Origin of the sequence: Brevundimonas sp. TWP2-1, from assembly GCF_049897645.1 — a bacterium.
Taxonomy (GTDB): Bacteria; Pseudomonadota; Alphaproteobacteria; order Caulobacterales; family Caulobacteraceae; genus Brevundimonas.
On the sequence record NZ_JAFCWR010000001.1, the window covers coordinates 1,722,583 to 1,738,615 of the forward strand.

Below are 16,033 nucleotides of genomic sequence, written 5' to 3' on the forward strand. Positions count from 1 at the left end.
GGGCCGGATGAGGGTCGGCCGGTGGGCCAACTCGCACAACCCGCCCCTCACCCTTTCGCGCGAAGCTGATCGCTTCGCTCTCAGGCGCTCAAGCCCTCTCCCAATGGGAGAGGGTAAGCATCACGCCGCCGCCACCGTCACCGACTGACGCACCATCTGGCACCGTTCCTGGGTGGTCAGGAAGGCGATGTCGGCCGCATCCCGCCCGCAGGCGATTCGCACCAGACCCTCGACCGGGGCCAGGCCCGTCGCATCGACCAGCCACCAGCCGTTGTCCAGCCAGACCTCGAAGATGGCGTGGAAATCGGGCGGCTCCAGCTGATGAGCGAAGGCGCTGACGGCGCGGGCGGGAATGCCCGACGCGCGGCACAGGGTCATGCCCAGGTGGGTGAAGTCGCGGCAGACACCCGCCCGGTCGATGAAGGTGCGCGCCGCGGTGGTCTCGGTGTCCGAGACGCCGTGCTCGTAATCGACGTTGGCGGTGATCCAGTTCAGGATCGCCAGCACGCGCGCGCCGCCCGCCGTATCGCCGAACTCGCGCGTCACGAACCGGCCGAACTGGTCTGACGGGCAATACCGGCTGGGCTGAAGATAGGGCAGGACCTCGGCCGGCAGCTCGCCCCAGTCATGCTGAGACACGCTGGGCGGCAGTCCTTTCAGGACGCCGTTCTCGACCACCGCCTCATAGGTCAGGGTGACCTCGCCCTCGACATGGCAACGCAGGGTGCGGGCGCCGAAATCGACGTCCTCGTCCTCGTGAAACTCGACCGGAGGATCGAAGGTCAGGGTCTCTTCGATGATGTCCTGGCCGGGCCAGTGGGCCACCTGGATCTTGTAGATGGCGTCGGTCGGCGGATCGAAACGATAGACGAGCTCGGCGCGCACGCGCAGTTTCATGAGGGCCTACCGTTCCGAGCGAAAATGAAAATGGACGAGGCTGCTGAACGCCATGCGCCCTGGGCCGTTCCGTGTCCGTGAGGCGCCTTCTAGCGCGGCTTTGCGTCCGTGAAAATCGACAAGACAAGACAGTGTGTTAGTCTGGCGCCCATGATCGCTTCCCCCGCCCTTCTCGCTCTTCGGGAAGCCACCGCATCCGCTCACGAAGCGCTGGAAGTCGAGGCCCGGATCGAGCCGCGTCTGGCCGACCGCGTGACCCGCGCCGCGACGGTGCAGGCCTTTCACCGGTTCCACGCCGGTCTGGAGCCGGTAAGCCATCCGCTGGTCGCGGGCCTGAACACGGATGTCGGCGGCGGTTTCGCGCCTCGCTCTCGCGCCGACGGCATCGCCCGGGATCTTGCGGCGCTGGGCGTCCGCGTCCCCGCCCCTGCGCGCCCGGTCGCGCCGACGACCGCTGGGGCCGCCCTGGGCTGGGTCTATGTCGCGGAAGGGTCGATGCTGGGCGGCCGCATCATTCGTCGTCGTTTGACGGCCGAAGGACGCGATCTGGACGGCCTCGACTTCCTCGATCCCTATGGCGAAGAGACCGGCGCCCGCTGGCGCGCCTTCATGACCCTGCTGGACCAGGCCTGCGCCTCGGGTCGCGCGACTATCGAAGAGATCGTGCAGGGCGGTATCGACGGCTTCGCCTTCGCCCAACGGACCCTGCAACCGCAGACGCAGGACGCCGCCGCATGACCGAGGCTCCGGACCGCGTCGAACCGGCGCTGACGGACTGTGATCGCGAGCCGATCCACATTCCGCAATCCATCCAGCCCCACGGCTTCCTGCTGGTTCTGGACCTGCAAACCCTTACGATCAGACAGGGCGCGGGCGCCATCGAGGATCTGACCGGCCGCAAGACCTGGATTGATCGCGCCATCGCCGACGTGCTGGGCGATGTCACGGACCGGCGCATCCGTTCGATGGCCGCGATGCAGGAGACCGGCTTCGCCTGCCGCTGGCGCGCGACCAACCGCCTGGAATACGACGTGGTCGTCCACCGTGCGCCCAACGCCGGCCCCGCCGACGACCTAATGATCGTCGAGGTCGAACAAAGCTCGCAACAGGCGCGCCTGGGCATCGACCTGGTCGCCAATCTGGACGCTGCGGGCGCGTCGCTGGAACGGGCCGTGACGGTGCAGTCGGTGTGCGAGCGGGCGGCCGAGGCGTTTCGCAAGCTGACCGGGTTCGACCGGGTCATGATCTACCGCTTCCACGACGACGATGCGGGTCAGGTGATCGCCGAGGCTCGTGCGGACGGCACGGGCTCCTTCCTGAACCACCATTTTCCGGCCGCCGACATCCCCAGACAGGCGCGGGCCCTGTATCTGCGTAACCCCGTGCGGGTCATTCCCGACAGCCGCTATACGCCCCAGCCCTTGCGTCCCGTGGCGCCCGGCGAGACGCCGCTGGACATGAGCGACAGCGGCCTGCGCTCGGTGTCGCCGATCCACCTGCAGTATCTCAGGAACATGGACGTGCGGGCCTCGGCCTCGGTGTCGATCATCGTCGACGATGCGCTTTGGGGCCTGATCGCCTGCCACAACGCCTCGCCCAAGCTGCTGCCCTACGAGCTGCGGGTCGGCTGCACGACCTTGGCCCGCAACTTGGCGCGGCAGCTGAAGGCCAAGGGCGACGCCGAGCTTTATCGTGAACGCATCCGCCTGCGCCGCCTGGAAGACGAACTGATCGGGCGGCTTTCGACGGACCGCCCGCTGCGCGACGCGCTGGGCATGCGCGCGGATTCCTTGATGCAGCTGACGAGCGCCGACGGCCTGGCCATCGTCGGCGAGGGCGACGTCCAGATCTTCGGCCATGCCCCGCCCAAGGACGCGGTGAGCGCCATCGCCGCCTGGGCTGCGGAACAGCCCGGTCTGCGCCCCGTGTCCTCCCACAACCTTGCCGCCGTCCTGCCCGAGGCCAAGGCCTGGTCGATCCATGGCAGCGGGCTTCTGGCCGTCACCCTGCCCATCGACCAGCCGGTGTCGATCCTTTGGTTCCGCTCCGAAGTGATCGAGACGGTGCGGTGGGCCGGCAATCCCTCGACCGCCGACAAGACCGGTCCCAACGCCGTGCTGACGCCGCGCGCCTCGTTCGAGAGCTGGTCGGAATCGGTCTCGGGCCGCGCCCATCGCTGGAGCCCGGCTGCGATCGAGTCGGCCGCGCGCCTACGCGACGCCCTGGCCGACTATGCCGCCATCGACCAGCTGCGCCGCCTGAACCGCTCGCTTCAGGACCGCCTGTCCGAGCGGGATCTGCGGCTGGAGCAGCAGCAATATCTGATCCGCGAGGTGAACCACCGGGTCCAGAACAGCCTGACCCTGGTGTCCAGCTTCCTGGGTCTTCAGGCGCGCGAGCAGACGGGCAGCGCCGCCGCCACGGCCTTGAACGAGGCGCGGCGTCGCGTGCGCGCCGTCTCGGCGGTGCACAGTCGGCTGTATCTGGGCGACCAGGTCGCCTCCATCGACATGGCCCGCTACATCGGCGACCTGATCGTGGACCTCAGCTCCAGCATGGGGCCGGACTGGACCGCCGTGATCGAGACGGATCTGGACCCGGTCTGCGTCGATGCCGGGCGGGCGGTCACCATCGGCCTGATCCTGACCGAGCTGATCATCAACGCCCAGAAATACGCCTACAACGGCAAGCCCGGTCCGCTTCGCATCATCATGGAAGACCAGGGCGCCAACTTCCGCCTGTCGGTCGAAGACGAGGGCGCCGGCGGCCATCTGGCGGGCAAGGGTTTTGGCTCGATGATGATCCAGAGCCTGGTGGGACAGCTGGACGGGACCATCGACTATGTGGACCGGGCGCCGGGCCTGGCGGTGAACGTCAAGGCGCGGATCGATCCGCTTATCTGATCCAGCCGCCTGTGGCGTGACGCCGCAGGGCGGCGTAAGAGCCGCGCCATGTCCGCCCTTGTTTCGCGTGTCTCGCCTCGCGCCTTCGCCCTGATCGTCCTGCTGATCGCCGCCTGCGTGCTGGGCCTGGCGCCCATTCTGGTGCGATTGACGGAGACGGGGCCGGCGGCCGCAGGTTTTTGGCGCTTCCTGTTCGCCCTGCCGCTGCTGACCATCCTGGCGGCGCGTGAGCCCGGCGGGATCGCGACCCCGTCGAAATGGGCGCTGCTGGCGGGCCTGTTCTTCGCCCTGGACCTCAGCTTCTGGCACTACGGCATCGTCATGACCTCGGTCGCCAATGCGACGGTGCTGTGCAACCTGACGCCGGTCGTCGTCACCCTGTTCGGCTGGTTCGTGCTGAAGGAGCGGCCGCACCGGCTGTTCCTGTTGGCCCTGGCCCTGGCCATGGGCGGCGCCTTTGCGATGGCGGCGGGAGCGGACGGCGGACAGGGGACCAATCCGCCGCTGGGCGACGCCTTCTCTCTGTCGGTGGCGGTCTGGTATTCGGGTTATTTCCTGGCGGTGAAGGCGGCGCGGCGCACGGCCGGCGCCATGCGCGTCACCTTCTGGGCCACCCTGCTGGGCGCGCCCCTGCTGCTGATCGTCGCCCTGGCCCTGGGCGAGGACATCATTCCCGCCGGGCCGGCCGGGTGGGCCGCCTGTATCGCCATGGGGGTCATGCACGTCTTCGGCCAAGGCGGCGTGGCCTGGGCGCTGGGCAAGCTGCCGGCGTCGGTTACGGCCGTCACCATCCTGATCCAGCCGGTGGTCGCGGGCCTGCTGGGCTGGTGGATCTTCGGCGAGACCCTGACGCCGATCCAGGCCCTGGGCGGCGCCCTGGTGCTGGGCGCCATCGTTCTGGCGCAGCGGTCGCAGCGGGCGAAGACGGTCACCGCCGCAGAGGCGCCGAACGGGCTCAAGTAGCGCGAAGCGCGGTAGCCGGGAACGATGCGCTCAAGCAGCGCGAAGCGCGGTAGCCAGACAAAAAGAAAACGGGCGCAGGAGAAACTCCCGCGCCCGTCCCTAAGCCTTGAAGGCTGATCGACTCAGAGAAGCTTGAGATCGATCGCCGAAGTCTTGCCGCGCTGGTTTTCCAGCTCGTATTCGACCTTGGCGTTCTCATCGAGACCCTGAAGTCCTGCCTTCTGAACGGCGGTGACGTGAACGAACACGTCTGTTCCGCCGCCATCGGGCTGGATGAAGCCGAAGCCCTTGGTGGGGTTGAACCACTTGACCGTGCCGGTCGCCATGTCTGCGTCTCCGTAAACGCGCTTTTCCAGGCGGATCCCCCTTGGGGTGACCCGACAGTCCTCTGGACAGCTCGTTCAGGCGAAGGAGCGAAACGCGGGTATGGACCCCACGTAAAATCCGGACTGTATCGATGTTGTCACCCGGCTTTTCGAGGCGGTCAACAGCAAAGCGATTCGCGCTGGACGCATTCAGGATTAACGACAGATGCCCCGCGCGGCGCCGTCGATGTGCAGATGGTTGGCGTGGGCGGCGTTGTAGTCGGGCGTCAGAACCGTCGAGAACAGACGGCACGCGCCGTCGCGAACGGCATGCAGGAAGCGCGAGCCCGGCTCGCCCGCAGGACCGTCGCCACGCCAGTCGTTCAGCACACTGACGGTCCGTCCGTCCTTCAAGGTGACGCCTGCGACATCCAGCGCATTGGCCTTGGCATGTTCGCTGGGGCGTTCCTGATCGTCCTGCGAGCCATAGATGCGGCGGCAGGAATAGGTGCCGTAGTTCTCGACCCGCGCCGGGGCCGAGCCCAAGATGTCGCGCGACGCCGGCCGTAGCACCTGTCGGTCCCAGATGACGTAGCGCACCGCCAAGGGGCACTGCATGACGACGCCTGCCGGAGCCAGGGGCGTCACCTCGCCGCCCGTGATCCGCACCGCCCCGCGCACCACGCAGAAGCCGCCGTCGTCGCGGTCGGCCGCCCGTTCGACCTGAACCCCCGCATTGCGCAAGGCCTGCATACAGGCCTCCGTCGCGCTGTTGACCGCCTCGGGCGAGGCGGCGGTCGGCACGTCGAAGGCGGCGACTTTGGCCGTCGTGGCCCGTCCTAGGGGCCGATCAAGATCCAGCGGCTTCCACGGCAGGTCCTGCGCCGGAGCGAAGACGTTGAGCAGCGCAAAGCCCGCGCAGACCAGCAGCGCGAACTCCCACACCAGATTCCACATGTCCGCCAGATCGCGCTTCATTCCGCCCCGTCACGGGCCGCAAACGGCCCCGCTGGCAAACGCCGCCGGGCGCGATACGTTCACCCCGCCTCGAAAGCGCGGACCAACCCCGGCATCAGTCCGGTCGCCGCCGCCCCGTCGCCCTGGTTGGTCAGGGCGATGAAGGCCGCGCCCAGACCCGGCGCCACCACGGCCGTCGCATACCACAGGGTGTTCGACCCATCGTGGGTCAGGAGCGGCCCCCTGGACCAGGCTTTTCCCGGCAGAACGATCCAGCCCAGCCCATAGGGGGTTCCCTCGCCCGCCAACGGGGCGGCGAGCGTCCCGACCGTTTCGGATTTCAGCCAGCCCGCTCCGTCGTTCAGAAAGACGCCCAGCCATATCGCATAGTCGCCCAGCGTCATGTGCGACGTGCCCGCAGGCCCGAGGGCCAGAGGGTTGTCCGCGCCCGGATCGGCGGGGTCCATGGCGATCCGCCCGGCCCCGGCGCCTCTGTGTCCCCAGGCATTGGCGCCGCCCGTCGCATTGTGGACCGGCGCGCCGAACCCGCCGGTCGTCAGACCCAATGGGCCATAGACCTCGGCCCGCATCGCCTCTTCCCAGGGTGCGCCGGTGATCCTTTCGATGGCGGCGCCGACGATCATGTAGTCGGCGTTGCTGTATTCATAGACGCCCTGGGGTCCGCTTGGCGGTGCGCCCAGCACCCGCTCGACGACGGCCGCCCGCTGTTCGGGCAGGGATCGCGGATCGTCTCGCGCCGTCATGAAAAAGACCATGCCCAGGGCGGCCGCGTCCTTGACCCCGGCCCGGTGACCCATGAAGTCGCGCATGGTCGTCCCATCCCAGCCTGGATCGATCGTCATGCCGGGAAACAGTTCGCCCAGGGGCGCGTCCCATCGGGTTCGGCCTTGTTCGACCAACCGCGCGAACAGGGCCGCCGTCATCGCCTTGGTGTTCGACCCGAAATGCCAGCGATCATCGAGCGTCGCCGGATCGTTCGCGCCGAACCGGCGCACGCCCCGCACCCCGGACCACGCCAGCCCCTCGCGCGTCACCACCCCGCCGGCCATAGCGACCGGCGCCTGGGCGGCGAAGGCCGCGTCCAGGGCGGCGTCATAAGCCGCCGCTCCCCGCGCGGCAGCCGGTCGGGCGCCCAACAAGGCGGCTGCGGCGCCGGCAGCCATGACGTTTCGACGATTCAGCCTCATGCGATCCCTCCTCCTGAAAGTCTGCGACCCTAGTCCGAAACCGCGCGGCGTCGCGTGAGAAGATCGTAATCTCGCGCCGCTTGCCCCGATCCCGCATCCGGCCCACTCTCTCGTGATGGGAAAGAAATCAGACGCCTATGACGCCGAGCTGGAGCAGATCCAGCTGGCCATCGTCCAGAGCCAGGCCTGGAGCATCGAACACGGCTCTCGCGTGGTCATCGTGCTGGAAGGCCGCGACACGGCCGGCAAGGACGGGGCGATCAAGCGGCTGACCGAACACATGTCGCCGCGCCAGACCCGCGTCATCGCCCTGCCCAAGCCCAGCGACCGCGAGACCAGCCAGTGGTATTTCCAGCGCTATGTCCCGCACCTGCCGGGGGCGGGCGAGACGGTGATCTTCAACCGGTCCTGGTACAACCGCGCCGGGGTCGAGCCGGTGATGGGATATTGCAAGCCCGAGCAGTACGCCCAGTTCATGACCGACGCCCCACGCTTCGAGCGGATGCTGACCGACGACGGGATCATCCTGATCAAGATCTGGCTGGACATCTCGCGCGAGGAACAGGCCAAACGGCTGAAGGAACGCCGCACCGACCCGCTGAAGAAGTTCAAGCTGTCGTCGCTGGACGCCGAGGCCGAGGCGCGGTTCGACGCCTATTCCGACGCCCGCGACCGCATGCTGGACGAGACGGATCGCCCCTTCGCGCCCTGGACCGTCGTGGCCACCGATGACAAGAAGACGGCGCGGCTGAACATCGGACGCTACATCCTGTCGGTCCTGAAACACGCCAGCGTCGAGGTGAAGAAGCCGGACCCGCAGGTCGTCTTCAGCGCCGCCAAGGCCAAGGGCAAGCTGGCGCGCTGATCGGCCTCAGGCCGTCCTGACGATCCCGCCCGTCGCCGCCACCGGCCACGGCATCAGCCGCCCGCCCGCGCAGGGACCGCCCTTGCACTCGCCCGTCAGCGGCTCGAACACCGCCCCGTGCCAGCCGCACAGGATCAGCGATCCGTCGGGCGTCAGATAACGGTCGATCTCCATGGCGATGGGGAAACCGGCGTGAGGGCAGCGGTCGACCCAGCCGGCGACCTGACCATCCTTGCGCACGACGAAGCCGTGGAAGAAGGCCTCGCCGATCTGAAGCACGAAGCTGCGCGAGCCGGGGTCGGCGATGTCGCCCTCGGCGCACAGGGCCACATTGGGCGGCGTCTTCCAGACCCGCTTGCGCTCGGCCGGGTTCTCCTCAGACACGCTCGGCCTTCAGCGGACGCGAAAGCAGGCCGTCGATCAGGCCGTCCACGTCGATCTCGCCCGCCAGCAGGGCCGCGACGCCTTCCGAAATCGGGATTTCCACGCCCATGCGCGCGGCCAGTTCGCGCACGGCGGGCGCGCTCTCGTAACCTTCGGCCACCGACCGTTTGCCGGCCAGGGCCTGTTCAACCGTCTGCCCCTGCCCCAGGGCCAGACCCAGGCTCATGTTGCGCGACTGGGGGCTGGAGCAGGTCAGGACCAGGTCGCCCAGGCCGCATAGGCCGGCGACCGTCTCGGCCTGTCCACCCATGGCGACGGCAAGGCGGGTCATTTCCGCAAAGCCGCGCGTGATGAGGGCGGCATGGGCGCTGCGACCCAGCTGTCGTCCCTCGGAAATGCCGCATGCAATGGCCAGCACATTCTTCAGCGCCCCGCCCGCCTCGGCTCCCACCAGATCGGTCGCCAGATAGGGCCGGAAACCCGGCGCCGACAGGGTGTTCAACAGGGCCTGACCCAGCGCCGCATCGGCGCAGGCCAGGGTGACGGCGGTCGGCAGGCCGCGCGACACCTCGCCCGCGAAACTGGGACCGGACAGGACGGCGGCGGGCGCGTTCGGCAGGGTCTCGGCCAGCACCTCGGTCATCAGCTTCATCGTGCCGCGCTCGACCCCTTTGGAGCACAGCACCACCGGCACGCCGGCGCGGTGATGGGGCGCAAAGGCCGTCAGAGTCGCGCGCATATGCTGGGCTGGCGGCACGGCCAGGATCACGTCGCAGTCGCCCAAATCCGCCAGGTCCGCCGTGAACTTCAGCGCGTCCGCCAGCGGAACGCCGGGCAGATACAGGTCGTTGGCCCGCGTCGCCCGCAGGGTCTCGACCAGCTTCTGCTCGCGCGCCTGCAGCGTCGTGTCGAGGCCTGCCCGGACGCAGACCTGCGCCAGGGCGGTGCCCCAGGCACCCGCGCCGATGACCCCTGCCGTGCGGAATTCCATACGCCCTCCCGAGGCTTCTTTTTGCGTCATGCCTTGGCGCCTTTGCGGCCCGGCTTGTGCGAAGGATCGGACAGGGCGCGCGCTTCGTCCAGCGGCCATCGCGGCCGGGCGACGACGTCGATGTCGCTGGTCAGCCCCAGGGCCAGCCGTTCCGCCCCCGCCAGGGCGATCATCGCCGCATTGTCGGTGCAATAGGCCATGGGCGGCGCCAGGAAGTCGAAGCCGTGTTTCGCCGCCGTCGCCTGCAGCGTGGCGCGAATGGTCTTGTTGGCCGCCACGCCGCCAGCCACGACAAAAAGACGATTCTCATGCGTTTCCGCATAGGCCGCCAGCGCCCGCTCCGACCGGTCCGACAACTGGCGCGCGATGGCGTTCTGAACCGCGTCGGCCAGGTCCGCCTTGTCCTGATCCGTCTCGCACGTCTGGGCGATGCGGAAGGCCGCCGTCTTCAGACCCGAGAAGGAAAAGTCGCAGTCCTTGCGGCCAAGAAGTGCACGCGGCAGATCGATCTTAGACCCGTCGCCCTGCGCCGCCAGACGCTCCAGCGCAGGCCCACCGGGATAACCCAGGCCCAGAGCCTTTGCGATCTTGTCAAAGGCCTCGCCCGCCGCGTCGTCGATGGTGGCGCCGATCCGGCTCATGTCGCCGATGCCGCGCACCTCCAGAAGCTGGCAATGGCCGCCCGACACCAGGAGCAGCAGGAAGGGATAGGCGACCTCCGCCCCCAGCCGCGCCGACACCGCATGGCCTTCCAGATGATTGACCGCCACCAGGGGCAGGCCGCGCGCCAGGGCCGCCGCCTTGCCGAAGCTCAAGCCCACCATGACCCCGCCGACCAGGCCCGGCCCCGCCGTCGCCGCGATCGCGTCCAGCCCGTCGTAGCCCATGTCCGCCTCGGCCATCGCGCGGCGCGTGACCTCGGCGATCATCTCGACATGGCTGCGCGCCGCGATCTCGGGCACCACGCCGCCATAAGCCGCATGGTCGTCAATCTGGCTGTGAACGACCGAGGACAGCACCTCGGCCCGCCCGCCAAATTCAGAAGGGTGTAGGCGCACGACCGAGGCGGCGGTCTCGTCGCAGCTGGTCTCCAGGCCCAGCACCGTCACGGCCCGGACATCCCGTCCAGTTGCCGCATGGGCGCGGCTGCTATAGTCGGCGGACATCTCCATCGGGTCGAGGTAACGACCCGGCGACCGGTGCGCAACGCTCATGACCTTTCCTCTCCGCATCGGCACCCGGCGCTCCAAGCTGGCCCTGGCCCAGTCCGGCATGATGCAACGCGCCATCGGCCGCGCCCTGAACGTGCCCGAGGCCGAGATCGAGACCGCTATCCCCCTGGTCGAGATCGTCACCACCGGCGACCGCATTCAGGACCGCCGCCTGCTGGAGGTCGGCGGCAAGGCCCTGTTCACCAAGGAGATCGAGGAGGCCCTGCTGGCCGGCCGGATCGACATCGCCATCCATTCGATGAAGGACGTCCCCGCCGAACAGCCCGACGGCCTGTGCATCGCCGCCATTCCCGAACGCGAGGACGCCCGCGACGCCTTCATCAGCCGCGACTTCGACAGTTTCGACGCCCTGCCCTTCGGCGCGCGCCTGGGCACCGCCAGCCTGCGTCGCCAGGCCCAGGCCCTGGCCCTGCGGCCCGATCTGAAGGTCGAGATGCTGCGGGGCAACATCGACACCCGCCTGCGCCGCGCGGCCGAGGGCGATTTCGACGCCATATTGCTGGCCGTCTCGGGCATGGCGCGGCTGGGCGTCACCGAACACATCCGCGAGAAACTGTCGCTGGACGCCTTCCTACCGGCGCCGGGCCAGGGCGCCCTGGCCATCCAGACCCGCGCCGAGGACATTGACGCCCCCCTGAATGCTCAATGGGTCGCCGCCCTGAACCACCCCCAGACCGCCATCGCCGTCGCCGCCGAGCGCGGGGCCATGACGGCGCTGGAGGGGTCGTGCCGCACAGCCGTCGGCGCCTATGCCCTGATCGCCAACGATGCGCTGCACCTGACCACGGAAATGCTCAGCCCCGACGGGTCCGCGCGCTGGCGCCGCGTCGGCGACCTGCCTCAACCCACCGAAGCCGACGCCCGCGCCCTGGGCCAGCGTCTGGGCGGCGAGGTTCACGCCTCCGCCGGCGATCAGGAGGTCGATCTCGCGACCCTGGACGGATGACTGCCCCCGACGCTGAAGCCAGGCCCGCCCGCGTCTGGATCACGCGCGCCGAGCCCGGCGCCTCGCGCACCGCCGCACGCCTGCGAGACATGGGGTTCGAGCCGATTATCGCCCCCCTGCTGGCGATCGAGAACCTGACCCCGCCCGTCCCCGACCTGGCCTCGGTCGCCGCACTGGCCTTCACCAGCCTGAACGGCGTGGCCGCCTTCGCCGCCCTGACCCGCGAACGCGACCGGCCGGTCTTCGCCGTGGGCGATGCGACCGCCCAGGCCGCCCGCGACGCCGGCTTCGCCGACGTCCGCTCCGCCTCCGGCGACCTCCACGCCCTCGCCCGCCTGATCGCCTCCGAACTGAGCGAAGGCGTCGTGCTGATTCCGCAAGCCGAAACCCCCGCCGGCGACTTCGACGCCGCCCTGGTCCTCGCCGGCGCCCGCCACGTCTCGATCCAGCCCCTGATCGTCTACCGCGCCAGGCCCACGACCGTCGCCGCACCCACGACATCCGACGCGGTCCTGGTCCACTCGCCCCGCGCGGCGAAGATCCTGGCCGAACAAGGCGGCGCCCGGCTGTCGCACGCCCTCACGGCCTGCATTTCCGCCGCCGCCGCCGCCCCGCTGGTCGCGCTGGGCCTGACCCCGGCCGTGGCCCAAACGCCCGACGAAGCCTCATTGCTCACGATCTTGAAAGCGGCGCTTGGCAAGCGCGATGCGGCCGTATAAAGACCCCGTCTCGCGCGGACTGCTTCGTCCGTCGCAACCGGGCCGCTTTAGCTCAGCCGGTAGAGCACATCATTCGTAATGATGGGGTCAGGTGTTCGAGTCACCTAAGCGGCACCACTTTTCCGAGCGCAGTTCGCGCCGGAGGCGACGGCGAGAACCCCGTCATACATCCCAATGGTTGAATTCACACTGATCAGCACACGTAGCACTCCCTAGTGGAGCAGCTTTGGCTTGACGGCGTTGATGTTTTGGGGCCTTGGCACGCCATTAGTCCTGTCCGTAGGCCCAAATGAACGACGCAGTAGATCCCGTAGACATCGCCATCGGCGGCCGCATCCGCACGCGTCGCGAGGAACTGCGCATTACGCAGGCGCAATTGGCAGCCGGCGCCGGCGTTACCTTCCAGCAGATTCAGAAGTACGAGCGGGGCGTCAATCGCGTGTCCGCCGCCCGTCTGCTGCAGATCGCATCGGTCTTGAAATCGACCGGCGCGGCCCTGCTGGGCGAGTTGGAGACGGCCGAGGGCGACGAGCTTGCTCTGGCCGCCCCTGGCGTCGCCGAACTGCTGGCTGCCTTCCGCGGGATCAAGGACGCCGCTCAACGCGACGCCCTCTTGACCGTGGCCAAGGGCCTGCGCGGCTGATCAGCCTCGGTTGCTGACGCTCTTCAGCAACTGCTCGACCTCGTCTCGCCCGCCCGACGGCGCGTCCAGCGCCGTAGCGGCAAGCCAGGACTGAATAGCTTCAAGCGCGCGCATGTCGCGGCCGTCCGAACGGCCGGCGTCTGACAGGCTCTGGCGAATGATCTCGATCATGCAGACCGCTTCTACCGCCGTCTTGGGTGCGTGATCGAGAAGCGTCGTTTCCGCCTCTTCCATCGGCGCCAGATCAAGCTCGACCAGCAAGTTCTCGCCGCTCGCGGACAGGGCCTGAGATCCCACCTGTTTAGCCAGATTGGCGGTTTCCAGCCAGGAGCGGAACAGGGGCATGAAGGCGTTCGAGGTTTGGATATTCATGATAGTCTGACCTTTTTAAGCGCGCGGATCGATGCGGGCCTTGATTTGGTATGGGCGTAGGGGGCGGCTCGCGCCTCCCAGACGCCGAAGAGGGCGAGAAGCAGGAGTTCGAACCAGACGACCATCCGAGTCGAAACGATCGACCAGAGAAGGGCGTCGGAACCGGCGATGCCGGCCAGATGGGTCGAGACCGCGATAAGCTGGGCTCCGGCCGCAAGAAGCAGCCACCATCGGTCGTAACGGAGAGCCAGACCGACCAGCAGAAAGAACATTGAGACCGAAAGGATCGCCACCCCCCACCGGAAATCTCCGATGAACAGGTCATCGACCAATGGCGTGCCCCAGTTGAGGACGACCAAGGCGACCAAGGCGATCCGCTCGGGCGTACGGCCTTTCCAGAGCAGAAGCGCCATGACGCCGTAGGTCAGACACGCCAGAAGCAAGGATAGCGGCGACCACATCCCGACGGCAGCGATCAAGCGGCGACGGCGAGAACCGGGGCAAACCCAGTGGGTTTGACCTTTTCTTCGTGCGCACCGTCCATGTGCCAGCCGACCTTATGGTCATCGGCCACCTGGGCCAATTCGCCATGACTGGCGATCACGGCGCCGCGCACCTCTGCCAGTTGGCTGAGACCGCGCACCATATTCGCCAGGGCGTCCTGTCCGACTTCCGCCGCCAGCCGGGCCTCGACCCGTCCTTCCAGCGCCGTCTGAACCAGACGACAGACCTCGATCATCGCCTGATCGACGGCGTGTTCGGCGGTTCTGACCTGTCGCGCCACGCGAACGCCGACGTGCATATTCTTCATTGGCTCATCTCCCGTTAAGCCGTTTTGTCAGCGCATTTCAGCGGGAGCGAGCCGGTCGAAAAGGGATGGAACCACCATGCCCGCCGTCACGATCCCGATGGCGAACAGCAGGGCGATGGCAGCCCCGGCGACGATGACCCCCACTCTCGCCAGAGCGCCGCGGGGCGGAGCCGGCAGGAGCCAGGACGTCGTTCGGTCGGAAACCGCATCGTCAGACTGTTCGGCCGACGTGGGATCATTCAGCGGATCGGGACCGGTGTTGGGAATGAGTATCGACGCCTCTGAGTAGACGCTACTCAGCCGACGCGCCGCCAGTTTGCGATCCGATACGCCCAGTTTGGCGTAGGCGCGATGCAGGTGATTGCCGACGGTGCGGGGCGAAATGCCGAGCCGTGCGGCGATCTCCTTGTCCTCCAAGCCTTGGCCGGCGAGGTGGACACATTCGCTCTCTCTCGTCGTCAGGCTGTCAGGCATTCGATCCCCCGCAGCCTGTTTACCCTAAAATCCAACGCTGTCAGCCGATCCGCTCGGCGTGCGAACCACTTTCCGCGTTATCGCCCGACGTCAGATCACTTGAACATATAAGCATATCTTTATATGTCTGATCACCTGACACAGACAGGAGCCTCTCTTGGCCGCTCGTTCTTCCTTCCTCTTCACCTCGGAAAGCGTTTCCGAAGGTCACCCCGACAAGGTCGCGGACCGCATCTCCGACACCGTCGTCGACGCCTTCCTGGCCAAGGATCCCGAGGCGCGCGTGGCGTGCGAGACCCTGGTCACGACCCAGCGCATCGTTCTGGCCGGCGAAGTCCGCGCCACCCAGCCGGGCAATACCAAGGAAGAGAACGAAGCCTTCACCCAAGGCATCATCGACAGCCTGGAGCCGCTGGTCCGCGCCGCGGTCAAGGACATCGGCTATGAACAGGACGGCTTCCACTGGGAAACGGCGGAGTACGCCTGCCATCTGCACGCCCAGTCGGCCGACATCGCCGTCGGCGTCGACTCGACCAACGAGAAGGACGAGGGCGCCGGCGACCAAGGCATCATGTTCGGATACGCCTCGAACGAGACGCCGGAACTGATGCCGGCGACCCTGCAATACAGTCACAACATCCTGAAGCGCCTCGCCGAGGTTCGCCACGCCGGCGGCTCGCAGCTCGAGCCCGACGCCAAGAGCCAGGTCACCATCGAATACCAGGACGGCAAGCCGTTGCGCGCCACCTCGATCGTCCTATCGACCCAACACGCCAAGGGGCTGAGCTCGGCCGAGGTCGCCGAGATCGTCAAACCCTATATCCTGGAAGTCCTGCCCGAGGGCTTCATCGACGAGAACACCGTCTGGCACATCAATCCGACCGGCATCTTCGAGATCGGCGGGCCTGACGGCGACGCCGGCCTGACCGGTCGCAAGATCATCGTCGACACCTACGGCGGCGCGGCGCCCCACGGCGGCGGCGCCTTCTCGGGCAAGGATCCAACCAAGGTTGACCGTTCGGCGGCCTATGCCTGCCGCTACCTGGCCAAGAACGTGGTCGCCGCCGGTCTAGCCGATCGCTGCACCATCCAGATCTCCTACGCCATCGGCGTGGCCAAGCCCCAGTCGATCCACGTCGATCTGCACGGCACGGGCAAGATTTCCGAAACAGTCCTGGAAGACAAGATCCTGGACCTGATCGGCGGCGCCACGCCGCGTGCGATCCGCGAGCATCTGAAGCTGAACAAGCCGATCTACGCCCGCTCGGCCGCCTATGGTCACTTCGGCCGTGAGCCCGATGCGGACGGCGGTTTCAGCTGGGAAAAGACCGACCTGGTCGATCAACTCAAGGCGCTCGCTTAA

Annotated in this window: 19 protein-coding genes and 1 tRNA gene; 9 read left to right on the plus strand and 11 right to left on the minus strand. The window is 67.8% G+C overall.

Annotation, left to right across the window (positions count from 1 at the left end; genetic code table 11):
* Positions 1–120: 120 nt before the first annotated feature.
* Entirely contained in the window at positions 121–897 is a 777-nt protein-coding gene (locus tag ACP7BH_RS08540; RefSeq protein ID WP_372691292.1) for a transglutaminase-like domain-containing protein, read from the minus strand.
* Between the two features lie 150 nt (positions 898–1,047).
* On the opposite strand from ACP7BH_RS08540, the gene ACP7BH_RS08545 reads away from it, so the two are divergent.
* Genes ACP7BH_RS08545 through ACP7BH_RS08555 form a run of 3 tightly spaced genes read left to right on the plus strand, consistent with a single transcriptional unit; the run spans position 1,048 to position 4,763 of the window.
* On the plus strand, positions 1,048–1,635 hold the full coding sequence (locus ACP7BH_RS08545; RefSeq protein WP_425982061.1) for a biliverdin-producing heme oxygenase: 588 nt from the start codon (positions 1,048–1,050) through the stop codon (positions 1,633–1,635).
* A complete protein-coding gene (locus tag ACP7BH_RS08550; RefSeq protein ID WP_425982059.1) occupies positions 1,632–3,800 on the plus strand; it encodes a histidine kinase dimerization/phosphoacceptor domain -containing protein in 2,169 nt (722 codons plus the stop codon). Before ACP7BH_RS08545 ends, ACP7BH_RS08550 begins: the two co-directional genes overlap by 4 nt.
* Positions 3,801–3,848: 48 nt before the next feature.
* On the plus strand, positions 3,849–4,763 hold the full coding sequence (locus ACP7BH_RS08555) for a DMT family transporter (RefSeq protein WP_425982057.1): 915 nt from the start codon (positions 3,849–3,851) through the stop codon (positions 4,761–4,763).
* 122 nt (positions 4,764–4,885) lie between these two features.
* Here ACP7BH_RS08555 and ACP7BH_RS08560 read toward each other — a convergent pair whose 3' ends face one another.
* The 3 genes from ACP7BH_RS08560 to ACP7BH_RS08570 form a co-directional block, all read right to left on the minus strand.
* Positions 4,886–5,089, minus strand: coding sequence for a cold-shock protein (locus ACP7BH_RS08560; RefSeq protein WP_135194657.1), 204 nt, complete (start codon positions 5,087–5,089; stop codon positions 4,886–4,888).
* A 195-nt stretch (positions 5,090–5,284) separates the two neighbouring features.
* Positions 5,285–6,046 (minus strand): extensin family protein, encoded by a 762-nt coding sequence (locus tag ACP7BH_RS08565; protein WP_425982054.1) that lies wholly within the window; start codon positions 6,044–6,046, stop codon positions 5,285–5,287.
* A 59-nt stretch (positions 6,047–6,105) separates the two neighbouring features.
* Positions 6,106–7,233 (minus strand): serine hydrolase domain-containing protein, encoded by a 1,128-nt coding sequence (locus ACP7BH_RS08570; RefSeq protein WP_425982053.1) that lies wholly within the window; start codon positions 7,231–7,233, stop codon positions 6,106–6,108.
* 115 nt (positions 7,234–7,348) lie between these two features.
* Between ACP7BH_RS08570 and ppk2 the strand changes: the two genes are divergently transcribed.
* Positions 7,349–8,098, plus strand: a complete 750-nt coding sequence (gene ppk2 / locus ACP7BH_RS08575) for a polyphosphate kinase 2 (RefSeq protein ID WP_409716442.1) — start codon at positions 7,349–7,351, stop codon at positions 8,096–8,098.
* 6 nt (positions 8,099–8,104) lie between these two features.
* Here ppk2 and ACP7BH_RS08580 read toward each other — a convergent pair whose 3' ends face one another.
* From ACP7BH_RS08580 to tsaD, 3 genes are read right to left on the minus strand one after another with little or no spacing between them, the layout of a single operon-like run.
* Positions 8,105–8,482, minus strand: a complete 378-nt coding sequence (locus ACP7BH_RS08580; RefSeq protein WP_425982051.1) for a Rieske (2Fe-2S) protein — start codon at positions 8,480–8,482, stop codon at positions 8,105–8,107.
* Positions 8,475–9,473 carry an NAD(P)H-dependent glycerol-3-phosphate dehydrogenase gene (locus ACP7BH_RS08585; RefSeq protein WP_425984767.1) on the minus strand — a complete coding sequence of 333 codons (999 nt, stop codon included), beginning with the start codon at positions 9,471–9,473 and terminating at the stop codon, positions 8,475–8,477. The genes ACP7BH_RS08580 and ACP7BH_RS08585 overlap by 8 nt, the downstream gene beginning before the upstream one ends.
* A 26-nt stretch (positions 9,474–9,499) precedes the next feature.
* Positions 9,500–10,687: a tRNA (adenosine(37)-N6)-threonylcarbamoyltransferase complex transferase subunit TsaD gene (gene tsaD / locus ACP7BH_RS08590; protein ID WP_425982048.1), complete on the minus strand. Its 1,188-nt coding sequence runs from the start codon at positions 10,685–10,687 to the stop codon at positions 9,500–9,502.
* Between tsaD and hemC the strand changes: the two genes are divergently transcribed.
* From hemC to ACP7BH_RS08610, 4 genes are all read left to right on the plus strand, one after another.
* On the plus strand, positions 10,686–11,651 hold the full coding sequence (gene hemC / locus ACP7BH_RS08595; protein WP_425982045.1) for a hydroxymethylbilane synthase: 966 nt from the start codon (positions 10,686–10,688) through the stop codon (positions 11,649–11,651). The genes tsaD and hemC overlap by 2 nt on opposite strands.
* Positions 11,648–12,370, plus strand: coding sequence for a uroporphyrinogen-III synthase (locus ACP7BH_RS08600; protein ID WP_425982043.1), 723 nt, complete (start codon positions 11,648–11,650; stop codon positions 12,368–12,370). Before hemC ends, ACP7BH_RS08600 begins: the two co-directional genes overlap by 4 nt.
* A gap of 41 nt (positions 12,371–12,411) precedes the next feature.
* Positions 12,412–12,487: transfer RNA gene (locus ACP7BH_RS08605), tRNA-Thr, on the plus strand.
* Positions 12,488–12,659: 172 nt separating this feature from the next.
* Positions 12,660–13,013, plus strand: coding sequence for a helix-turn-helix domain-containing protein (locus ACP7BH_RS08610; RefSeq protein ID WP_039246365.1), 354 nt, complete (start codon positions 12,660–12,662; stop codon positions 13,011–13,013).
* Here ACP7BH_RS08610 and ACP7BH_RS08615 read toward each other — a convergent pair whose 3' ends face one another.
* From ACP7BH_RS08615 to ACP7BH_RS08630, 4 genes are all read right to left on the minus strand, one after another.
* Positions 13,014–13,385: a hypothetical protein gene (locus ACP7BH_RS08615; protein WP_425982041.1), complete on the minus strand. Its 372-nt coding sequence runs from the start codon at positions 13,383–13,385 to the stop codon at positions 13,014–13,016.
* On the minus strand, positions 13,382–13,798 hold the full coding sequence (locus ACP7BH_RS08620; protein ID WP_425982038.1) for a hypothetical protein: 417 nt from the start codon (positions 13,796–13,798) through the stop codon (positions 13,382–13,384). Before ACP7BH_RS08620 ends, ACP7BH_RS08615 begins: the two co-directional genes overlap by 4 nt.
* A 62-nt stretch (positions 13,799–13,860) precedes the next feature.
* Positions 13,861–14,196, minus strand: a complete 336-nt coding sequence (locus ACP7BH_RS08625) for a hypothetical protein (protein ID WP_425982035.1) — start codon at positions 14,194–14,196, stop codon at positions 13,861–13,863.
* Between the two features lie 27 nt (positions 14,197–14,223).
* Complete coding sequence (locus ACP7BH_RS08630) at positions 14,224–14,670, minus strand: helix-turn-helix domain-containing protein (RefSeq protein WP_425982032.1); 447 nt, start codon at positions 14,668–14,670, stop codon at positions 14,224–14,226.
* 157 nt (positions 14,671–14,827) lie between these two features.
* Between ACP7BH_RS08630 and metK the strand changes: the two genes are divergently transcribed.
* On the plus strand, positions 14,828–16,033 hold the full coding sequence (metK, locus tag ACP7BH_RS08635; RefSeq protein ID WP_425982029.1) for a methionine adenosyltransferase: 1,206 nt from the start codon (positions 14,828–14,830) through the stop codon (positions 16,031–16,033).